The sequence below is a fragment of the Kitasatospora sp. NPDC008050 genome, from assembly GCF_042957465.1.
Classification (GTDB): domain Bacteria; phylum Actinomycetota; class Actinomycetes; order Streptomycetales; family Streptomycetaceae; genus Kitasatospora.
Genome location: NZ_JBIBIJ010000007.1, coordinates 396,589 through 414,927 on the forward strand (window position 1 = coordinate 396,589; position 18,339 = coordinate 414,927).

Consider the following 18,339-nt stretch of genomic DNA (forward strand, 5'->3'; position numbering starts at 1 on the left):
GGTCCTTTCAGGAACAGGAGAAGAGAGAAGGAGCGGTGGTCAGCGCCGCCGCAGTCCGGCGGGCAGCGCCCAGCGGCCGAGCGCCGCGAAGAACAGCTGGGCGGCCACCGCGAGCAGCACCACGAGCAGCGCGCCGCCCAGGGTCTGCGGGAAGTCCTGGGTGGCCAGCCCGTCGACCACGTAGCGGCCCAGGCCGCCCAGGCCCACGTAGGCGGCCACCGTGGCGGTGGCGATCACCTGGACGGTGGCGGTGCGCAGGCCCGCCAGCAGCGCGGGCAGCGCCCACGGCACGCAGACCTGCCAGAGCACCTGGGGGTGGGTGAGGCCGATGCCCCGGGCGGCGTCGCGCAGGTCGGGGTCGGTGCCGCGCACGCCCTCGCAGGCGGCGACCAGCAGCACCGGCGCGGCCAGTGCCACCAGCGGTACCAGCACGGCGGTGTCGCCGACCCCGGCCACCAGCACCGAGAGGGTCACCAGGCCCAGGGTGGGCAGCGCGCGGGCCGCCCCGGTCAGTGCGGTCACCAGCGCGGCCGCCCGCCCGGTGTAGCCGAGCAGCAGGCCCAGCGGCACCGCGATCAGGAAGGCGAGACCGAGCGCCTCGCCGCAGAGCAGCAGGTGCTCGGTGACCCGGTGCACGATCGAGTCCGGGCCGTGCAGCCGGTCCGGATCGGTGAAGAACTTCGACAGCCAGCCGCCCCAGTTCATCGGCCCACCGCCTGGTCCCGGACCGCCCACGGCGCGAGCAGCCGGCGGGCCAGCAGCAGCACCGCGTCGGTGACCAGCGCCAGCACCGCCACCAGCACGATGCCCGCCACGATCGGGGTCGGGAAGGTGCGCTGGAAGCCGTCGATGAAGAGGTAGCCCAGCCCGCCGCGCCCGACCAGCGCGCCCACGCTGGCCAGCGAGATGCTGGAGACCGCCGCCACCCGCAGGCCCGCCATCAGGTAGGGCACGGCGGCGGGCAGCTCGACCGCGGCCAGTCGCCGCCAGGGGCCGTAGCCCAGCGCGGTGGCCGCCTGCCGGACCGGCTCGGGCACCGCGCGCAGCCCGTCCACCGTGGTGGGCAGCAGCACGGCGAGCGCGTAGCAGGTCAGCGGGATCATCACGGTGGCCTGGGTGGCCAGCCCGGTGTACGGGATCAGCACGACGAAGACCGCGAGCGAGGGCAGCGCGTAGACCACGTTGAAGACCGCGGCCAGCGGCTGGTAGAGCCGCGGGAAGCGGGTGCAGAGCAGGCCGAGCGGGAGCGCGATCAGCAGGCCGAGCAGCACCGGGACCAGCGAGATCACCGCGTGGTCGCGCAGCAGGTCCCAGAGGTAGCCGAGGTGGTCGCGGATCCAGTTCCAGCGGACCAGGGGCTCACCGTCCATGGCCGGCTCCGCTGTTGGTGGCCGGGTCGGCGGCTATGCCGCCGGCGCCCGGGGCCGCGTCGGCGGCGGCCGGTTCGGCAGTCGCCGGGCCGGCCTTGTCGGTCAGCGCGGGCGCCTGCGGCCCGGCCGCGTCGAGCGCGTCGAGCACGGCCGCGCGCGGGGCCAGCCCCAGCACCCGGCCCGCCGCGTCCACCGCCACCGCCGCACGGGCGGGGGAGAGCACGGCGCTGTCCAGCGCGGTGCGCAGGGTGTCCACGCCCGGCCGGTAGACGGCGACCTGGTGGCGGCCGTCGGCGGCGTCGGTGGGCTGCTCGGCGGTGTCGCCCAGGCCGGACGGGTGCCACCCGGCGGGCCGCCCGTCCGCGTCCACGGTCAGCGTCCAGCCCTCGAACGGCAGGGTGTGCGGTACCAGGGTGATCCCCTCCGCCGGGCGCAGTCCGAGCGCCCGCAGGCCCCGGTCCCGGCCGAGGAAGGCGGCCACCAGCTCGTCGGCGGGCGCGCTGAGCAGGGTGGCCGGGTCGGCCACCTGCCCGATCAGGCCGTGCTCGCGCAGCACCACGATCTGGTCGCCGAGCCGCACCGCCTCCTCGATGTCATGGGTGACGAAGAGCACGGTCTTGTTCAGCTCGGCCTGCAGCCGCAGCAGTTCCTCCTGCAGCCCGGCCCGCACCACCGGGTCGACGGCGCTGAACGGCTCGTCCATCAGCAGCAGCGGCGGGTCGGCGGCCAGCGCCCTGGCCACCCCGACCCGCTGCTGCTGGCCGCCGGAGAGCTGGAACGGGTAGCGCTTGGCGGTCTCCGGGGCCAGGCCGACCAGTTCGAGCAGCTCCATCGCCCGGGTCCGGGCCCGCTTGCGGTCCCAGCCGAGCAGGTACGGCACGGTGGCGATGTTGTCCAGCACCCGGCGGTGCGGGAAGAGACCGGCCTGCTGGATCACGTAGCCGATGCCGCGGCGCAGTTTGGCGGCCTCCAGCTGGGCGACGTCGGTCCCGTCGAGCAGCACCCGGCCCGAGGTGGGCTCGACCATCCGGTTGACCATGCGCAGGATGGTCGTCTTGCCGCAGCCGGAGGGCCCGACCAGGACGGTGGTCTGCCCGGCGGGCACGGTGAGATCCAGGCCCGCCACGGCGATGGTGCCGTCGGGATGGCGCTTGCCGGCGCCGTCAAATCTGATCACGAGAAGTTCCTAGCTGGGGTGCCGGGGCACCGTCGTCGGTGGGGCGAGTGCGGCGTTGTCAGGGCGGACACCCGTGGCTGCCTGCCCCCGACTGCACCAAGGGAAACCCTGAACGGTGATCGGTGACGGATCCGACACGCCGTCCGGACCTGGCGCGATGTCAGAATCGCGACAAGATTCGGCCGATCCAGGACGGAAGAGGCACAGGTTCTGACCGGATGGGCTACGTTCCATCCGGCTCCGACACCGTGGGCAGTCCTGCGGCGGCCCAGGCGACGAAGCCGCCGGCCAGGTCGGTGGCCCGGTGCAGGCCCAGCTCGCGCAGCGAGGCGGCGGCCAGCGAGGAGGCGTAGCCCTCGGAGCAGACCAGCACCACCGGCAGGTCGTAGCCGGTCGCCTCCGGGATCCGGTGGCTGCCGGCCGGGTCGAGCCGCCACTCCAGCACATTGCGCTCGATCACCAGCGCGCCGGGCAGCCGGCCCTCGCGGGCCCGCTGGGCGGCCGGGCGGATGTCGACCAGCAGCGCCTCCTCGCGCTGCCAGGCGCGGTGGGCCTCCTCGGGCCCGGGGCGGTGCACGCCCTCACGGGCCCTGGCCACCAGATCGTCGACGGTCGTCACCACTGCTCCTTCCCCTCCCGTGCGGTCAGCCGCAGGCCGCTTGCCCGCAGTTCGTAACGGGACATCTCGTCCAACGGTGGAGAGTACGCGTGCAGAGTGACAGCCGGGCCGCCCGCGGTGTTGCGCACGTCGTGCAGGAACTCCGGCCCGAACGCGCGGGCCGTGCCGGTCGGCAGCCTCCGGGTGCGCAGCTCACCGTCCGCGCCGCCGATCGAGAGCTCCTCCAGCTCGCCGAGCGCCACGGTGAACGCGCCGCGCGAGCCGCCGTGGTCGTGGAACCCGGTGGACTGGCCGGGCAGCCAGCTGATCAGCCAGACCTCGTGGTCCTCCGTCAGGCTCAGCCGCTCGTACCAGCGTTCCTCGACCGACAGGCGGACCTTGTGGATCCACTCCTGCGGCCGCTCGGCCAGCTCGGTGACGATGGCGCGCAGCGCGGCGGGGCTGAGCGGGGCGGGGTCGAGTGCGATGGGGCCGAGTGCGGTGGGCTCGCCCGTCGGTGGGGCGGCCGGGGCGGACGGGGGATCGGTGCTCACGAGTTCGACACTCATGGGGAGTCCTCACGGAAGCTCGGGGTGCGCGCGGCGGCCGGCACCCGCAGCCGCGGCCGCCCAAGGTGCGGCTACGGACGAGCGGGACGGGCCCGATGACGGTGATGAGTGGTGGGCCGCACACCCCGGCAACTGGTCACGGGGCTGGATGCGGCGAAGCGGAGCGCGCCGGAACGCGGGCTCGTCAGGTCAGCAGGCACACATGTCGCTCGCCTGGCGTCGCAGATCGACGTGCAGGCGGCAGACGAGCTCGGTGCCGTGGTCCATGCCCGAGATAGTGGTAGATCGCCCACCGGGACGTCAAGCCGACGGACGGCGGGTCCTGACAGATGGACCTGCCCGATCGGACGGTCGCCGACGATGGCGGACGGCTATCGTGTCAGTACGCCGTGCGACGCGGCCGAGCTCGCGACGAGGAGGGGACTCCCGTGGACATCGTTTCCGCCGGCACCATCACCGAGGCGATCACCGCCGCCGCCGGAGCGGCCGGCACCGCCGTGGGGCGGCAGGCCTGGGAGGCGCTGCTGACCGTGGCCCGCCGGGTCCGCCACCGCGGCGCGGTCGAGCCGGCGGCGGGCGAATCGGCGACCGCCGAGTTGGCGCCGGTCGTCCCGCTGCCCGTCGACCCGGCCAGCGAGCCGCAGGTGCGCGAGCTGATCACCACCCTGGTCGAGCACCAGCGCCAGGACCCCGGGCTCGCGGCCGACCTGGCCGGCTGGGCCCGCGAGCACGCCGCGGCGCTCCACGTGACGGTGCACTACGACCGGAGCGAGGACCACAGCAGCGTGTCCAACGTGGTGTCGGGCAACGCCAGGGTGGCGAAGCTGATCCAGGGGCGCGACTTCAACGGGACGATCAACTTCTGACCCGGGTGAGCGGTTTCTGATGTGCCGCCGGCGCCCAGCCCCGGTGAACGGGGGCTGGGCGCTGAGTGGTGGTCAGTTGTTCTGCGCGGCATCCGAGTCGGCGGCGGAGACGGCGCTCTCGGCCGCGTCGAGCTTCTGCCGCATGTCCTTCAGCTGCTGATCGGCCGGGGTGCCGCCGCCGGCCGTCGCGCCGGGCGCGGGTGTGGCCGGCACCTGAGCGCCGCCGCCGGACCCCGCGTTCGCGCCGGAGCCGCCGCAGGCGGTCAGGGTCAGCACGGCGAGCACGGCGAGCACGGCGGCCGCCGCCAGCGCGGCGGTGCGCCGGGCCCGGGCCCGGGCCGTCGGCGGCCGGCTCACCGGGCGGTGCCGCTCGGGGTGGCCAGGCCCTGCGAGGAGCACCAGGTGGCCACCGCCTGGAGGTCGGACTGCCGGGTGGTCAGGGTCGGCAGCAGGCTCTTGCGGTAGGTCAGCCGGTCGTTGAGGTAGGTGTAGATCGCGGTCTGCCCGGCGTTCTTGGCGTTGTCCACCCGCTGCTGGAGCCGGGCGACCGAACCGTTCTCGGTGGCCGGACCGTTCAGCCGGTCCAGGGACTTCTGGACCCGCTGCTCGGTCTTCGGCAGCCGCTTGCAGATGCCCTTGGCGCCGTCGCCGGTGGGGGCGCCGCTCGGCGCCGAGCTCGCGGCCTGGGCGGGGGCGGCGGCCGCGAGCAGCGTGCCGCCGAGCGCGAGGGCGCCGAGGGTGGCGCCGGCCTTGCGGTAGGAGAGCATGACGTGGTCCTCCAGGTCCTGGATGGCGTGGCGCCGGGCCCGTGGGCGGCCCGGCTGAGCAGGACGGTAGAGGGGCTCTTTGTGGATTCCTTGTGAGCCGCGAGCCCGGCCGGTCAGCCGGTGGCGCCGATCCAGTCCCGGCGGGCCGGCAGCGGCAGCGTCGGCGCGTCCGGGGAGACCAGCAGCGGCAGCCGGACCTCGAACCGGCAGCCGCTTCCCGAGGGCGGTGTCGTCACGGTCACCGAGCCCCGGTGCAGGGCCACCTGCTGGGCCACCAGGGTCAGCCCGAGGCCGGAGCCCGGGCTGTCCCGCCGGCGGTGGAACCGGTCGAAGACGGCCGCGCGCTCGGCCTGCGGGATGCCCGGGCCCGCGTCGTCCACCGTCAGCACCACCTGGTCGGCCTCCCGCCGCACCGCCACCCCGATCCGCCCCGGGCGGCCGGGCGGCTGCCCGTGCACGACGGCGTTGGCGAGCAGGTTGTCGCAGACGATCCGCAGCCCCGCCTCCCAGCCGAACACCCGCGGGGTGCCGGTCGGCCCGGCCGGGTCGGGAAGCTCGGTGACGATCTCCAACTCGGGGCGGCGCCGACGCAGTTCGGCCACCGAGGCGGTGATCTGGTCGGCCGGATCCAAGGGCCCGAAGGCCTCCTGCTCCACCAGGTCACCACGGGCCAGCGTGCGCAGCGCGGTGAGCAGGTCGAGCATCCGGCGGTGGTCGCCGCGCAGGTCGGCGAGGATCTCCGCGCGGTCGGCGGGCGGCAGGTCGGGGTGGGCGCTGAGCACGTCCAGGTTGGTCTGCAGGCTCATCAGCGGCGTCCGCAGCTCGTGCGAGGCGGCCGCCGAGAACGAGCGCGCGGTCTCCAGCGCCTGGGCGGTGCGCGCCGCCTGCTCGTCGTAGCGGGCCAGCGCGCCGGCCAGCGCCGCGGCCAGCTCGTCCACCTCGCCGATCCCGCTGTGCCGGTGGTCGAAGCCGGCCGCCCCGGCCCCCGGGTCCAGCGCGGCCGCCCGGCGCCCGAGCCGGCTCAGCGGGGCGGTGGCCCGGCGGGCCAGCCCGTAGGCGAGCAGACCGGCGAGCGGCGCGGCCAGCAGGGTGACCAGGATGATCCGCCCGCGTACCGCGCTGACCTGCGCGGCCGTGGCGGAGGCCGGGGCGGCCACCCAGAGTGTGCCGGGGTCGGCGCCGCTCACCGGGCGGGCCAGTACTCGCCAGGCCTGGCCGGCGGCGCGCACGGTCACCGGGCCCGCGGTGTCGGTGGTGGCCGGCGGCAGGGCGGCCGCGGAGGGCAGCCGGCCCTCCGCCAGCAGCTGGGCCCCGCTCGCGTCGGCCACCTTGATGCCGACGTCCAGCGCGGCCCCCAGGACCTTCTGGTGCTGGTTCTGCTCGACCCTGGTCCGGCCCTGGTGGTCGGCGTCGAGGTAGGCGCGGACGTAGGGCAGCTCCACCTGCGCCCGGTCGCGCAGCTTCGCATCCTGCTCGTTGCGCAGGTCATGGGTGACCAGGCCGAGCAGCAGCGCGCTGGTGCCCAGCACCAGCAGCGGCAGCAGCACGGCGGCCCAGATCGCGATCCGGGTGGCGAGCCTCATCGCGCCGCCCCCGTCCCGTCGCCCGGCGCGGGCACGCGCAGCACGAAGCCGACCCCGCGCACGGTGTGGATCAGGCGCGGGCGGCCGCCGTCCTCCAGCTTGCGGCGCAGATAGCTGACGAAGGTGTCGACCGCGTCGGTGCGCACCTCGAAGTCGTATCCCCAGACCCGGTCGAGCAGTTGGTCCCTGGTCAGGACCAGGTTGGCGTTGCGGGCCAGGTGTTCCAGCAGCTCGAACTCGCGGCGGGTCAGGTGCACCGGCTCACCGTCGCGGTGCACCTCGCGGGTGTGCGGGGCGATGGCGAGCGGACCGACCCGCAGCACGCCGTCGTCGGCCACCGGCGGGCGGCGGCGCAGCAGTGCGCGCAGCCGCAGTACCAGTTCCTCCAGGGCGAACGGTTTGACCAGGTAGTCGTCCGCCCCGGCCTGCAGGCCGGCCACCCGGTCGGCCAGCTCGTCCAGGGCCGAGAGCATCAGGACCGGGATGTCGCTGCCACGCTCGCGCAGCCGGCGGCAGACCTCGGTGCCGGTCAGGTCCGGCATCGAGACGTCGAGCACCAGCACGTCCGGCGGTTCGGCGGCGAGCAGTTCCAGTGCGGGCAGCCCGCCGTCCGCCGAGCGCACCGCGAAGCCGCTCAGTCGCAGACCGCGCTCCAGCGAGCGGCGGATGGTGTCGTCGTCGTCGACCACCAGCACTCTTCCCAGGGGCTCGGCGCCGGCCATCGGTGTTCTCCTCGTGAGTCGCGCGTGCTGCGTGCTGCGTGCTGCGTCACGCCTGCCCGGCTGCCCGGGCGACCGCCCAGCGTGGCAGGTCAGCATGAGAGCGTTCTCAGGAAGGCCGGACGCAACCGGAGCCGGGTGTCCCGGCGTCTGGGTGGGCAGACTGCCGCGTACGAGGACAGAAGGGGGAGAGGAACATGGGCGTCATCAGTTGGATCGTGCTGGGTCTGGTGGCCGGGGCCATCGCCAAGCTGCTGCTGCCCGGGCGCGACCCGGGAGGCCTCATCATCACCACACTGATCGGCATCGCCGGGTCGTTCGTCGGCGGCTGGCTCTCCGTGCGCTTCCTGCACCGGTCGGTCGCCCACCACTTCTACGACCCGGCCACCTGGGGCTCGGCCATCGCGGGCTCGCTGGTGCTGCTGATCATCTACCGGCTGCTGTTCGGCAACTCGCGCAACTGAAGCGCGAGTTGCCGACGCACAACAGCGGGGGCGGGCCAGTTGGCCCGCCCCCGCTGCGCCGTGGTGGTGCCGTGCCGAGGCCGGATCGGCACGGAGTTCAGCGCCGGCTCAGCGCCGGATCAGGCTCGTGGCTCAGCTCGCGTTCAGCGCCGTGTCGTCGATCACGAAGCTGGTCTGCGCGGAGGAGGAGTTCTCCACACCGCTGAACTTCACCGTGACGCTCTTGCCGGCGAACGCGGAGAGGTCGTAGCTCTCCTGGACGTAGCCGTTGTTGGCGTTCAGGTTGGAGAAGGTGGCCAGCGTGGTGGAGCCCGCCGTGACGGTCAGCTTGTCGGCCGCGGTCTTGCCGGTCTTGGCGGTGTCGATGTGCAGCCAGAAGCTGAAGGTGGCCTTGCAGCCGGTCGGCACGGTCACCGTCTGCGAGAGGGTGTCGGTGTGCGCGGCGCCGTAGCCGTCGAGCCAGGCGTCGTAGTTGCCGGAGTGGGCCGGCTCGGAGACGGTGTCGCTGTTGATCACACCGGCGGTGGCGGTCCACGGCGAGGCGCTGCCGGACTCGAAGCCGGCGTTGCCGAGCAGCTGGCCGGCGCCGGAGCAGCCGCCACCGGAGGTGGAGACGGTCCAGCCGAAGGTGGTGGAGCCGCTGGCACCGGTCGAGTCGGTGACGGTGACGGTCACCGAGTAGCTGCCCGCGGTGCTCGCGGTGCCGCTGATCAGGCCGGTGCTGGAGTTGATCGACAGGCCGGTGGGCAGGCCGCTGGCCGAGTAGCTCAGGGTCTGGCCGGAGGCGCTGTCACTGGCCTTGATCTGCAGGCCGGCCGCACTGCCGGTGGCGGTGGACTGGCTGCCCGGGTTGCTGACGGTCACCGTGTTGCCGCCGGTGCTGCCGCCCGAGGTGAACGCGGCGGTGCCGTTCGGGGTGCCCCAGCCGGTCGGGCCGTCGTAGCCGGTGCCCGCGGTGCACAGGTAGGTCGGCGAGCAGGTGCCGTTGCTGCCGCTGGTCACGTCGTTCAGCGCGCTGGTGTGCGCGTAGGGGTACGAGGCCGGGTCGGTGTTCGCGGCCGGAGTGCCGGCCAGCGCGTACACCGAGGCGATGATCGGCGAGGAGGCGCTGGTGCCGCCGTAGACGGCCCAGCCCGAGCCGCCGTAGGTCTGGTAGACCGCGACGCCGGTGGCCGGGTCGGCGACCGCGGAGACGTCGGAGACGGTGCGGTTGCTGCAGCCGCTGTCGGTCTGCCAGCTCGGCTTGGGGTCGTAGGCCGAGCAGCCGGAGCCGGTGCCCTCGGTGCTGCTGGTGTTCCACACGCTCTCGCTCCAGCCGCGCGCGCTGGAGTCCTTGGTCAGCGAGGTGCCGCCGACCGCGGTCACGTACTGCGAGGAGGCCGGGTACTCGGCGCCGTAGCCGCCGTCACCCGCGGAGACCGTGATGGCCACGCCGGGGTGGTCGAAGTACTGGCTGTCCGAGCTGGTGTCGGTGGAGTCCTCGGAGCCGCCGTAGCTGTTGGAGACGAACTTGGCGCCCTGGGCGACGGCCTGGTTGACCGCGGTGCCCAGGTCGCTCATGTTCGCCGAGGTGGCCTCGACCAGCACGATGTGGCAGTTCGGGCAGACCGCGCTGACCATGTCGAGGTCGAGCGAGATCTCACCGGCCCAGCCGGTGTCACCGGTCGGGTAGCTGGTCCCGCCGTTCTCGTCGACCTTCTTGAAGCAGCCGTTCGCCGTGGTGCAGGCCGGCAGCCCGTACTGGGAACGGTAGGCGGCCAGGTCCGACTCGGCGTTCGGGTCGTCCTGGGCGTCCACGATCCCGACCGTCTGGCCGGAGCCGGCGCTGGTCGGCAGGTTGTAGGCGCTGGCCAGGTCGCTGGGGCCGTAGCCGGAGGGAGCCGCGTTCGGGGAGATCGCGTGCGGCTCGACCACGTTGGTGCGCGCCAGGGCGAGACAGGCCATCTGGCCCGGGTGCGTCGGCGCGGCGCAGACCCGCTTGACCCCGGCGCTGTCGCTCGTGGTGGTCGGGGCGGCGGCGTGGGCGGCGGGCGCGAGCAGGCCCAGGGCGACCAGTGTCGCCGACGGGAGCAGGGCGGTCAGCGCGCGCAGCCTGCGCGGGCGTGGACCGGCCGTGGGATTTGTGCGCAAGATTGAACCCTCCGTGGGGGTCGGGGCGTCGCCCGGCCGGTCCGGGGTGCGACTGGCGGTTGGGCGGGCCCGGTGCTGGTGGATCTCGGCACGTGCGGACGGCTCGACGACTCGTGGCCGCGAGCCGGGGGTACGCCGCGCACGGGCGCATGCCGTGTGCGGCGCAGAGGAGAAGCAACGCGCTGATCTGGACGACGCACCGGGCCGCCGACCGCGGACCGGGCACGTGGGTGGGGCAGTGAGCGCGCGAAACGAGGGGCCGACGACCGTCCGGCGCCGGACACCGCTCCGGGGGCGGTCCGACGCAGGTCGGTCCGACCGAGGTCAGCTCGGTGGCACGGTCATGACAGAAGAAGGCCCCACACCTGTCCCGCCGGTCAGGGCTGGGCTGGTGTGGGGCAGACGCTAGTGCGCGTTCACGTCAAGCGGCAAGGTGCGGGCAGCATCCTTTACCTGCTTGAAACGCTCAACTCATGTGCCAAATGGACTAGTTCGCGATCAACTCGATGACTGACCGTCACTTGCCGGTGGTGCGGGGCTTCGGCTCGGGGGTGCCCCAGGGGCCGCGCAGGCCGGCGTGCAGCAGCGCCCACAGCGCCTCGAAGTCCGCCGTCGAGCGGCGCTCGTCGGTCCACTCGGCCGCGTAGCCGGGGTCGTGGAAGTGCGCGCTGGCGTGGAACACCGCGCGGGCCGTGGGGGCCACCGGAACCGGGCTGAACTCGCCCTGCCAGACGCCGTCCTGGACGATGTGCGCGATCTGCTCGGTGAGCGTCCGCAGGTGCGCGTCCACGGTGTTGCTGTGCTCGGCGACCAGGGTCAGATAGGTGGCGAACAGCTCCGGGTCGTCCAGCGCCTTCTTGCGCTTGGCGGCGAACAGGGTGGTCAGCCAGCGGTGCAGCCGCTCCCCGGCCGGGCCGGACTCGATGCTGATCGAGTGCAGGCTCTCGTGCGCCTGGTCCAGCCAGCGCTGGGTGACGGCCTCGCGCAGCGCGGCCTTGCTGGGGAAGTGGCGGTAGACACTGCCGTGGCTGACCCCGAGCGAGCGGGCGATGTCGACCACGGTGGCCTTGGCCGGGCCGAACCGGCGCAGCACGTCCTCCGCCGCGCTCAGGATCTGCTCGGGGGTGAGGGTGGTCTCGGGGGTCACGGAGTGCTACGTCCTTACTGGGTCCGGCGGGTGTGGCGGTGGCCGCTGCCGCCGGGCCCCGGGGCGGGGCGCCCCGGGGCCCGCCGTTCGACTCAGTGCGCGCCGGGCGCGCTCTGCTCGCTGTCGAGGGAGGCCATCTGTGCGGCAGCGTACCGCTCGCCTGCGGCGGCCCCGGCCGGGACGGCCGCCTCGATGGCCGCGAGGTCGGCGGCGTCCAGCTCGATCCGCAGTGCGCCGAGCGCCTCGGTCAGCCGCTCGCGGCGCCGGGCGCCGACCAGCGCGACGATGTCCTGGCCCTGGGCGGCGACCCAGGCGATCGCCACCTGCGCGACGGTGGCGCCCTTGGCCTCGGCGATCTTGCGCAGCGCCTCGACCAAGGTGAGGTTGTGGGTCAGGTTCTCGCCCTGGAAGCGCGGGCTGTGGCCGCGGAAGTCGCTGCCGTCCATCGCCCGGTCGGCGCTCCAGTGGCCGCTGAGCAGGCCGCGGGAGAGCACGCCGTAGGCGGTGACGGCGATGCCCAGCTCGCGGGCGGTGGGCAGCACCTCGGCCTCCAGGGTGCGGGAGAGCAGCGAGTACTCGATCTGCAGGTCGCTGATCGGGTGCACCGCGGCGGCCCGGCGCAGGGTGGCGGCGCCGACCTCGGAGAGGCCGATGTGGCGCACGTAGCCGGCCTCGACCAGCTCGGCGATGGCGCCCACGGTCTCCTCGATCGGGACGTTCGGGTCGAGCCGGGCCGGGCGGTAGACGTCGACGTAGTCGGTGCCCAGGCGGCGCAGCGTGTAGGCCAGGGCGGTCTTGGTGGCGGCGGGGCGGGTGTCGACGCCGATCCAGGAGCCGTCCGGGCCGCGCTGGGCGCCGTACTTCACGCTCAGCTCGACCGAGGCACGGTCGCGCCCGCGCAGCGCCTGGTTGATCAGCAGCTCGTTGTGGCCCATGCCGTAGAAGTCGCCGGTGTCGATCAGGGTGATCCCGGCGTCCAGCGCGGCGTGGACGGTCGCGATGCTCTCGGCCTCGTCGGCGGGGCCGTAGAGGTCGGACATGCCCATCGCGCCCAGGCCGAGCGCGGAGGTGACGGGGCCGGTGCGGCCGAGCTTGCGGGTGGCGATGGCGGTCATGGGTGCCTCCGGGGCGGTCGTGCGGGGGGGTTGTGTGGTGCCTTCGAGGACAACTTTGGCATGACGGATGACAGATTTCAATATCTGTCATCCGTCATCTGTTTGGCAGAGTCCGTCATCCGTTCTCCCGACATGCGGAACTGTCGATCGGCGCACAGTTCTTGACGCCATGTCGGCGCATCCCTACCGTTTGCTTTTGCTCGGTCGCGTTTGGTTTTTCGCGAGCAGCGATCACAATCCATCACGGCGAACCACGGGAGGACTGCACCTGATGCGCACCGACCCCCGCACCCCGCCCCTTCACCTCGCGCGCCCTCTGAGGCGGGGCGCTCCCGCCGCCGTCCTCGCCCTGTGCTTCGCGCTCTGCCTCGCGCTGCTGGTCGGCCGGGCCCCGACCGCCCAGGCCTCGCCCGCCGCCCCCGGCTCCCGCGCCGCGCTGTCTCCCACCGACATCACCGTGGACGGCACCTCGCCCGGGCGCACCTTCGACGGCGTCGGCGCCATCAGCGGCGGCGGTGGCAACTCCCGGCTGCTGCTCGACTACCCCGAGCCCCAGCGCAGCCAGATCCTCGACTACCTCTTCAAGCCCGGCTACGGCGCCGCCCTGCAGATCCTCAAGGCCGAGATCGGTGGCGACACCAACTCCACCGACGGCGCCGAGTCCTCCATCGAGCACACCCGCGGCACCGTCGACTGCGACAACGGCTACGAGTGGTGGCTGATGGAGCAGGCCAAGGCCCGCAACCCCGCGATCAAGCTCTACGCCCTCTCCTGGGGCGCCCCCGGCTGGATCGGCAACGGGAACTTCTGGTCGCAGGACATGATCGACTACCTGATGAGCTGGCTCGGCTGCGCCAAACAGCACGGCCTGCCCATCGACTACCTCGGCGGCTGGAACGAGCGCGGCTACAACGCCGCCTGGTACGAGAACCTGCACGCCGCCCTCGCCGCCCACGGCTTCGGCACCACCCAGGTGGTCGGCGCCGACGACACCTGGGCGATCGCCACCTCGATGCGCTCCGACAGCGCGCTGGACAACGCCGTCGACATCGTCGGCACCCACTACCCCTGCGGCTACATGTCCGCGATGACCAGCTGCAGCAGCACCGCCGACGCGCTGGCCACCGGCAAACCGCTCTGGGCCAGCGAGAACGGCTCCGAGGACGCCGACACCGGAGCCGCCCCGATCGTGCGCGGGATCAACCGCGGCTACCTGGACGCCAAGCTCACCGCCTTCATCAACTGGCCGGTGGTCGCCGCCCTCTACCCCAACCTCGGCTTCAACACGATGGGCCTGGTGACGGCGAACCAGCCCTGGTCCGGCGCCTACGCGGTGGGCCGCAGCACCTGGGCGATCGCCCAGACCACCCAGTTCACCGCGCCCGGCTGGCAGTACCTGGACACCGCCTCCGGCTATCTCGGCGGCGACCGCGCGAACGGCAGCTACGTCAGCTACGCCGCCCCGGACCGCTCCGCCTGGAGCACCGTCATCGAGGCGCTGGACGCCACCGCGCCGCAGACCGTCACGCTTCGGGTCACCGGCGGCCTGCCGGCCGGCGCGCTGCACGTCTGGTCCACCGACTTCTCGTCCAACGCCGCCACCGACCACCTGGTCCCCGGCCCGGACCTCACGCCGAGCGCCGGCGGTTACCAGCTGACCCTCCAGCCCGGCCACGTCTACACCGTGACCACCACGGCCGCGGCGGGCGCCGGCACCGCCGCCTCCCCCCAGCGCGGCCTGCTCGCGCTGCCCTACCACGACAGCCTCGCCGGCACCGGGACCGGCCAGGAGGCCCGCTACTTCAGTGCCATGAACGGCGCCTTCGAGACCGCGCCGTGCGCCGGCGGCCGGCCGGGCAGCTGCCTGCGCCAGCAGGCCCCGGCCACCCCGATCCGGTGGACCGACGAGACCGGCGACCAGCCCTACGCCACCATGGGCGATCTGAGCTGGTCCAACTACACGGTCAGCGCCGACGTGCTGCTCGAACAGTCGGGCACCGCCGAACTGCTCGGCCGGGTCGGCACCCAGGGCCGCAACAACGGCGGCCTGAACGCCTACAACCTGCGGGTCGGCGACAACGGCGCCTGGACGATCCTCAAGGACGGCCAGGGCTGGAGCTTCACCACGCTGGCTTCCGGCAGCGTCCCGGCGCTCGGCCTGAACACCTGGCACCACGTCGAGTTGAGCTTCCAGGGCAGCACCATCACCGCCCGACTGGACGGCGTCACCCTGGGCACCGTCACCGACGGCTCCTACGGCGCCGGCCAGATCGCGCTCGGCACCGGCGGCTACTACAACGCGCAGTTCAGCAACCTCGCCATCACTCCGGGCGCCGCCGCCCCGCTGGACGGCACCTACCACCTGGTCAACGGCTACAGCGGTCAACTGCTGGACGCCGCCAACCAGGGCACCGCCGACGGCACCCCGGTGATCCAGTGGCCCGGCAACGGCGGCACCAACCAGCAGTGGCGGCTGACCGGCACCGGGGACGGCTACTACACGATCACCGGCGTGGCCAGCGGCAAGGCGCTGGACGTGCCGAACGGCACCGCGGTGCCGGGCACCCAGCTCGACCTGTCGACGCCGAACGGCGGGACCGGCCAGCAGTGGCTGGTGGTCCCGGCCGGCGGTGGCCGCTACACCCTGGAGTCCCGCTCGGACGGCGACCGCACCGACGTCCAGGGCGCCTCGCTGACCATGGGCGCCCCGGTGATCCAGTGGCCGGCCAACGGCGGCGGCAACCAGGGCTGGCAACTCGCGCCGGTGGGCTAGTGCTTGTCGGACAAGCCCGCGGGCCTGTCCGGCAGCAGGGGGCCGAGCCACTTCCCCGTGGCCCGGCCCCTCGGCCTTTCCGCTCGGCCTCTCCCGCTCGGTCTTTCCCGCGCCGTTGGCGATTCGCCATGCCGAAGCGCCCCGGCGGGTCCATCGTGGGAGATGGCCGCAGGTAAGGGCCACCTCGCCGGAAAGCGACGCGTTCTTCTAGGCTCACTTCGGCTTCCCCTGCCTGGAGGCCGGTGTCCACGGGGGTTCCGCAGACGCGGGGCCGCCGGATCGAGCGAGGAGGACGTATGCCGACCAGCCGTTCCGCCGCACCATACTGCTCAGCCGCACCAGGGGTCCTTCGGCCACCAACCACTCGGCGTGCCACGTCGGTCAGCGGCACGCTGAGTACGGACTGCCGCCGCGGAGGTGCCCGGTGAGCCAACGCGTGACGACGCCGCCGGCCGACCCCGCCTCCAGGGCCGAGGCACTGCCCGGCTTGCCGAGCACCCTCGCCGCCCAGGCCAAGGCGCGCTCCGCCGGTGTCCGCCGCCGGTGTGCCGCGCTGGCCGCCATCGAGTCGCCGAGTGGCGACGCGACCCGCCTGAACAACCTGGCCGAGGAGCTGTCGGCCGGCTACCGGGCCACCGGCGCCGAGGTCGGCCGGGTTCCGGGCGCGGCCGGCGACCATCTCCAACTGCACTGGCGGGGCCAGGACGAGAGCCTTCCGCATCTGCTCTTCGTCGGTCACCACGACACCGTCTGGCCCGCCGGCACGCTGGCGGACTGGCCGGTCAGCGAGCACAACGGCGTGCTCAGCGGACCTGGCGTGCTCGACATGAAGGCCGGCCTGGCCCTCCTCGAAGGCGCCTTCGCCCTCCTCGCCGACCTCGGCCTGCGCCCGTACCACTCGGTGCGGGTGGTGGTGACCGCGGACGAGGAGGTCGGCAGCCCGGACGGCCGCCGTGTGGTGGAGCGCCAGCTCCCCGGCGCCGCCGCCGTCCTGGGCCTGGAACCGCCGCACGAGGACGGTCGGCTGAAGACCGCGCGCCGGGGCTCGACCCGGGTGCGGCTGACGGTCACCGGCCATGAGGCGCACGCCGGCAACCACCCCGAGGACGGCACCTCGGCGGTGGACGAGCTGGTGGACCAGCTGGTCGCGGTGCGCGACCTGGCCCACCAGCCGGGCACCGAACTGAACACCGGCCGGATCCGTGGCGGGACCCGGGCGAACGTGGTGGCCGGTCAGGCCGAGGCGGAGCTGGGCCTGCGCTTCTCCACCCCCGAGGCCCAGCGCAGCACGCTGGACAGCCTGGCCCACCTGACCGCGCTGCGGCCGGGCGCGCTGGTCCGCACCGAGGTGCTCTCCAGCCGTCCCGCCTGGCCCGAGCGGGCCGGCGACAACGCGCTGCTGCACCATGTGCGCTCGCTGGCCGCCGTGCTCGGGCAGCAGCTGGACGGCGCCCCGGCGGGCGGCGCGGGGGACACCAACCTGGCCGGCGCCCGGGGGCTGCCCACCCTGGACGGCCTGGGCGCGGTCGGCGCGGGGCCGCACGCCCGTGACGAGCACATCGAGCTGGACCAGCTGGCGCCGCGGCTCGCGCTGCTGACCGGGCTGCTCGCGATGCCGCTGCCCCGGCTGGGCGCGCGCTAGCCGAACCGACCACCCCACACACCCCCGAGGGCGGGTCCGGACCACCGGGCCCGCCCTCGGGGTGTGTGCGGGCCAGGTCCGTGCTTGTCATCCGTAGGTCACTGGCTACACAATGGAACCGACCGAACGGTCAGTCGGGAGGATTTCTCATGGTGGCAGTGGACACGGCCGAGCCCGGGGCGTCCGGCGAGCCGGCCGAGCGTTTCGAGGCGGTGGTCGCCGCCGAGCAGCGGATCGAGCCGCGCGACTGGATGCCCGACGCCTACCGGGCCACCCTGATCCGGCAGATCGCCCAGCACGCGCACTCCGAGATCATCGGCATGCAGCCCGAGGGCAACTGGCTCACCCGGGCCCCCTCGCTGCGCCGCAAGGCGATCCTGCTGGCCAAGGCCCAGGACGAGGCGGGCCACGGCCTCTACCTCTACGCGGCCGCCGAGACGCTGGGCGTGGACCGCGCGGAGCTGACCGAGAAGCTGATCAGCGGCCGGCAGAAGTACTCCTCGATCTTCAACTACCCGACGCTGAGCTTCGCCGACGTCGGGGTGATCGGCTGGCTGGTGGACGGCGCGGCGATCTGCAACCAGGTCCCGCTCTGCCGCTGCAGCTACGGCCCGTACGCGCGGGCGATGGTGCGCATCTGCAAGGAGGAGTCCTTCCACCAGCGCCAGGGCTTCGAGCTGCTGATGACCCTGATGCGCGGCACCCCGGACCAGCGGCGGATGGTCCAGGACGCGGTGGACCGCTGGTGGTGGCCCTCGCTGATGATGTTCGGCCCGCCGGACGGCGACTCGCCGAACACCGCGCAGTCGATGGCCTGGCGGATCAAGCGGCACACCAACGACGAGCTGCGTCAGCGCTTTGTCGACATGACGATGCCGCAGGCCCAGCACCTCGGCGTCACCCTGCCCGACCCCGCGTTGAGCTGGAACGAGGCGCGCGGCGGCTGGGACTTCGGCGAGCCCGACTGGTCCGAGCTGCGGCAGGTGATCAAGGGCCAGGGGCCGTGCAACACCGAGCGGATCGACCGCCGCCGGGCCGCCCACGAGGAGGGCGCCTGGGTCCGCGAGGCCGCCGTGGCCTATGCGAGGAAGCGTGCCGTCGCGAGCAAGCACAAGGAGTCCCATGTCTGACCAGTCCTGGCCGCTCTACGAGGTCTTCGTGCGTCCGCGGCGCGGCCTCAACCACGTCCATGTCGGCTCGCTGCACGCCCCCGACGACCGGATGGCACTGCTCGCCGCCCGCGACCTCTACACCCGCCGCAACGAGGGGGTGAGCCTGTGGGTGGTCCGCTCGCAGGCCATCACCGCCTCCACGCCCGACGAGCGCGACCCGTTCTTCGAGCCCAGCGGCGACAAGGTCTACCGCCACCCGACCTTCTACGACATCCCCGAGGATGTCCCGCACATCTGACGGGGGACC

The 18,339-nt window shown here is 73.5% G+C and carries 18 protein-coding genes; 6 read left to right on the plus strand and 12 right to left on the minus strand.

All coding sequences use genetic code 11. From position 1 onward, the window contains the following. Window positions 1-39 precede the first annotated feature (39 nt). The 5 genes from ACFZB9_RS17315 to ACFZB9_RS17335 form a co-directional block, all read right to left on the minus strand. Window positions 40-705: an ABC transporter permease gene (locus ACFZB9_RS17315; RefSeq protein WP_391447923.1), complete on the minus strand. Its 666-nt coding sequence runs from the start codon at window positions 703-705 to the stop codon at window positions 40-42. After that, complete coding sequence (locus tag ACFZB9_RS17320) at window positions 702-1,370, minus strand: ABC transporter permease (RefSeq protein ID WP_391447925.1); 669 nt, start codon at window positions 1,368-1,370, stop codon at window positions 702-704. The genes ACFZB9_RS17315 and ACFZB9_RS17320 overlap by 4 nt, the downstream gene beginning before the upstream one ends. Next, entirely contained in the window at window positions 1,360-2,547 is a 1,188-nt protein-coding gene (locus ACFZB9_RS17325; RefSeq protein ID WP_391447927.1) for an ABC transporter ATP-binding protein, read from the minus strand. Before ACFZB9_RS17325 ends, ACFZB9_RS17320 begins: the two co-directional genes overlap by 11 nt. A gap of 223 nt (window positions 2,548-2,770) precedes the next feature. After that, complete coding sequence (locus tag ACFZB9_RS17330) at window positions 2,771-3,169, minus strand: rhodanese-like domain-containing protein (RefSeq protein WP_391447929.1); 399 nt, start codon at window positions 3,167-3,169, stop codon at window positions 2,771-2,773. Beyond that, entirely contained in the window at window positions 3,163-3,714 is a 552-nt protein-coding gene (locus ACFZB9_RS17335; RefSeq protein WP_391447930.1) for a cysteine dioxygenase, read from the minus strand. The genes ACFZB9_RS17330 and ACFZB9_RS17335 overlap by 7 nt, the downstream gene beginning before the upstream one ends. Window positions 3,715-4,142: 428 nt before the next feature. Here ACFZB9_RS17335 and ACFZB9_RS17340 point away from each other — a divergent pair, with 428 nt between their 5' ends. Then, window positions 4,143-4,580 carry a hypothetical protein gene (locus ACFZB9_RS17340; protein WP_391447931.1) on the plus strand — a complete coding sequence of 146 codons (438 nt, stop codon included), beginning with the start codon at window positions 4,143-4,145 and terminating at the stop codon, window positions 4,578-4,580. Between the two features lie 72 nt (window positions 4,581-4,652). Here the strand turns inward: ACFZB9_RS17340 and ACFZB9_RS17345 are convergent, their stop codons facing one another. From ACFZB9_RS17345 to ACFZB9_RS17360, 4 genes are all read right to left on the minus strand, one after another. Then, window positions 4,653-4,937 carry a hypothetical protein gene (locus ACFZB9_RS17345; RefSeq protein WP_391447933.1) on the minus strand — a complete coding sequence of 95 codons (285 nt, stop codon included), beginning with the start codon at window positions 4,935-4,937 and terminating at the stop codon, window positions 4,653-4,655. After that, window positions 4,934-5,347, minus strand: a complete 414-nt coding sequence (locus ACFZB9_RS17350) for a hypothetical protein (protein ID WP_391447935.1) — start codon at window positions 5,345-5,347, stop codon at window positions 4,934-4,936. Before ACFZB9_RS17350 ends, ACFZB9_RS17345 begins: the two co-directional genes overlap by 4 nt. A 113-nt stretch (window positions 5,348-5,460) precedes the next feature. Continuing rightward, window positions 5,461-6,930: a sensor histidine kinase gene (locus ACFZB9_RS17355; RefSeq protein WP_391447937.1), complete on the minus strand. Its 1,470-nt coding sequence runs from the start codon at window positions 6,928-6,930 to the stop codon at window positions 5,461-5,463. Beyond that, window positions 6,927-7,652: a response regulator transcription factor gene (locus ACFZB9_RS17360; protein ID WP_391447939.1), complete on the minus strand. Its 726-nt coding sequence runs from the start codon at window positions 7,650-7,652 to the stop codon at window positions 6,927-6,929. The genes ACFZB9_RS17355 and ACFZB9_RS17360 overlap by 4 nt, the downstream gene beginning before the upstream one ends. Window positions 7,653-7,846: 194 nt before the next feature. Between ACFZB9_RS17360 and ACFZB9_RS17365 the strand changes: the two genes are divergently transcribed. Continuing rightward, window positions 7,847-8,113: a GlsB/YeaQ/YmgE family stress response membrane protein gene (locus ACFZB9_RS17365; protein WP_391447941.1), complete on the plus strand. Its 267-nt coding sequence runs from the start codon at window positions 7,847-7,849 to the stop codon at window positions 8,111-8,113. A 132-nt stretch (window positions 8,114-8,245) separates the two neighbouring features. Here the strand turns inward: ACFZB9_RS17365 and ACFZB9_RS17370 are convergent, their stop codons facing one another. The 3 genes from ACFZB9_RS17370 to ACFZB9_RS17380 form a co-directional block, all read right to left on the minus strand. Continuing rightward, entirely contained in the window at window positions 8,246-10,243 is a 1,998-nt protein-coding gene (locus tag ACFZB9_RS17370; protein WP_391447943.1) for a putative Ig domain-containing protein, read from the minus strand. A 517-nt stretch (window positions 10,244-10,760) separates the two neighbouring features. Continuing rightward, window positions 10,761-11,390 carry a TetR family transcriptional regulator gene (locus ACFZB9_RS17375; protein ID WP_391447945.1) on the minus strand — a complete coding sequence of 210 codons (630 nt, stop codon included), beginning with the start codon at window positions 11,388-11,390 and terminating at the stop codon, window positions 10,761-10,763. Between the two features lie 92 nt (window positions 11,391-11,482). Further along, window positions 11,483-12,505: an aldo/keto reductase gene (locus tag ACFZB9_RS17380; RefSeq protein WP_391447947.1), complete on the minus strand. Its 1,023-nt coding sequence runs from the start codon at window positions 12,503-12,505 to the stop codon at window positions 11,483-11,485. A gap of 271 nt (window positions 12,506-12,776) precedes the next feature. Between ACFZB9_RS17380 and ACFZB9_RS17385 the strand changes: the two genes are divergently transcribed. The 4 genes from ACFZB9_RS17385 (at window position 12,777) to paaB (ending at window position 18,330) form a co-directional block, all read left to right on the plus strand. Then, window positions 12,777-15,278 (plus strand): RICIN domain-containing protein, encoded by a 2,502-nt coding sequence (locus tag ACFZB9_RS17385; RefSeq protein ID WP_391447949.1) that lies wholly within the window; start codon window positions 12,777-12,779, stop codon window positions 15,276-15,278. 436 nt (window positions 15,279-15,714) lie between these two features. Next, a complete protein-coding gene (locus ACFZB9_RS17390) occupies window positions 15,715-16,920 on the plus strand; it encodes a M20 family metallopeptidase (RefSeq protein ID WP_391447951.1) in 1,206 nt (401 codons plus the stop codon). Between the two features lie 149 nt (window positions 16,921-17,069). Beyond that, the gene (paaA, locus tag ACFZB9_RS17395) at window positions 17,070-18,050 is read left to right on the plus strand and encodes a 1,2-phenylacetyl-CoA epoxidase subunit PaaA (RefSeq protein WP_391447953.1); all 981 of its coding nucleotides are present in this window, start codon (window positions 17,070-17,072) and stop codon (window positions 18,048-18,050) included. After that, the gene (gene paaB / locus ACFZB9_RS17400) at window positions 18,043-18,330 is read left to right on the plus strand and encodes a 1,2-phenylacetyl-CoA epoxidase subunit PaaB (protein WP_391447955.1); all 288 of its coding nucleotides are present in this window, start codon (window positions 18,043-18,045) and stop codon (window positions 18,328-18,330) included. Before paaA ends, paaB begins: the two co-directional genes overlap by 8 nt. The last annotated feature ends 9 nt before the right edge of the window (window positions 18,331-18,339 follow it).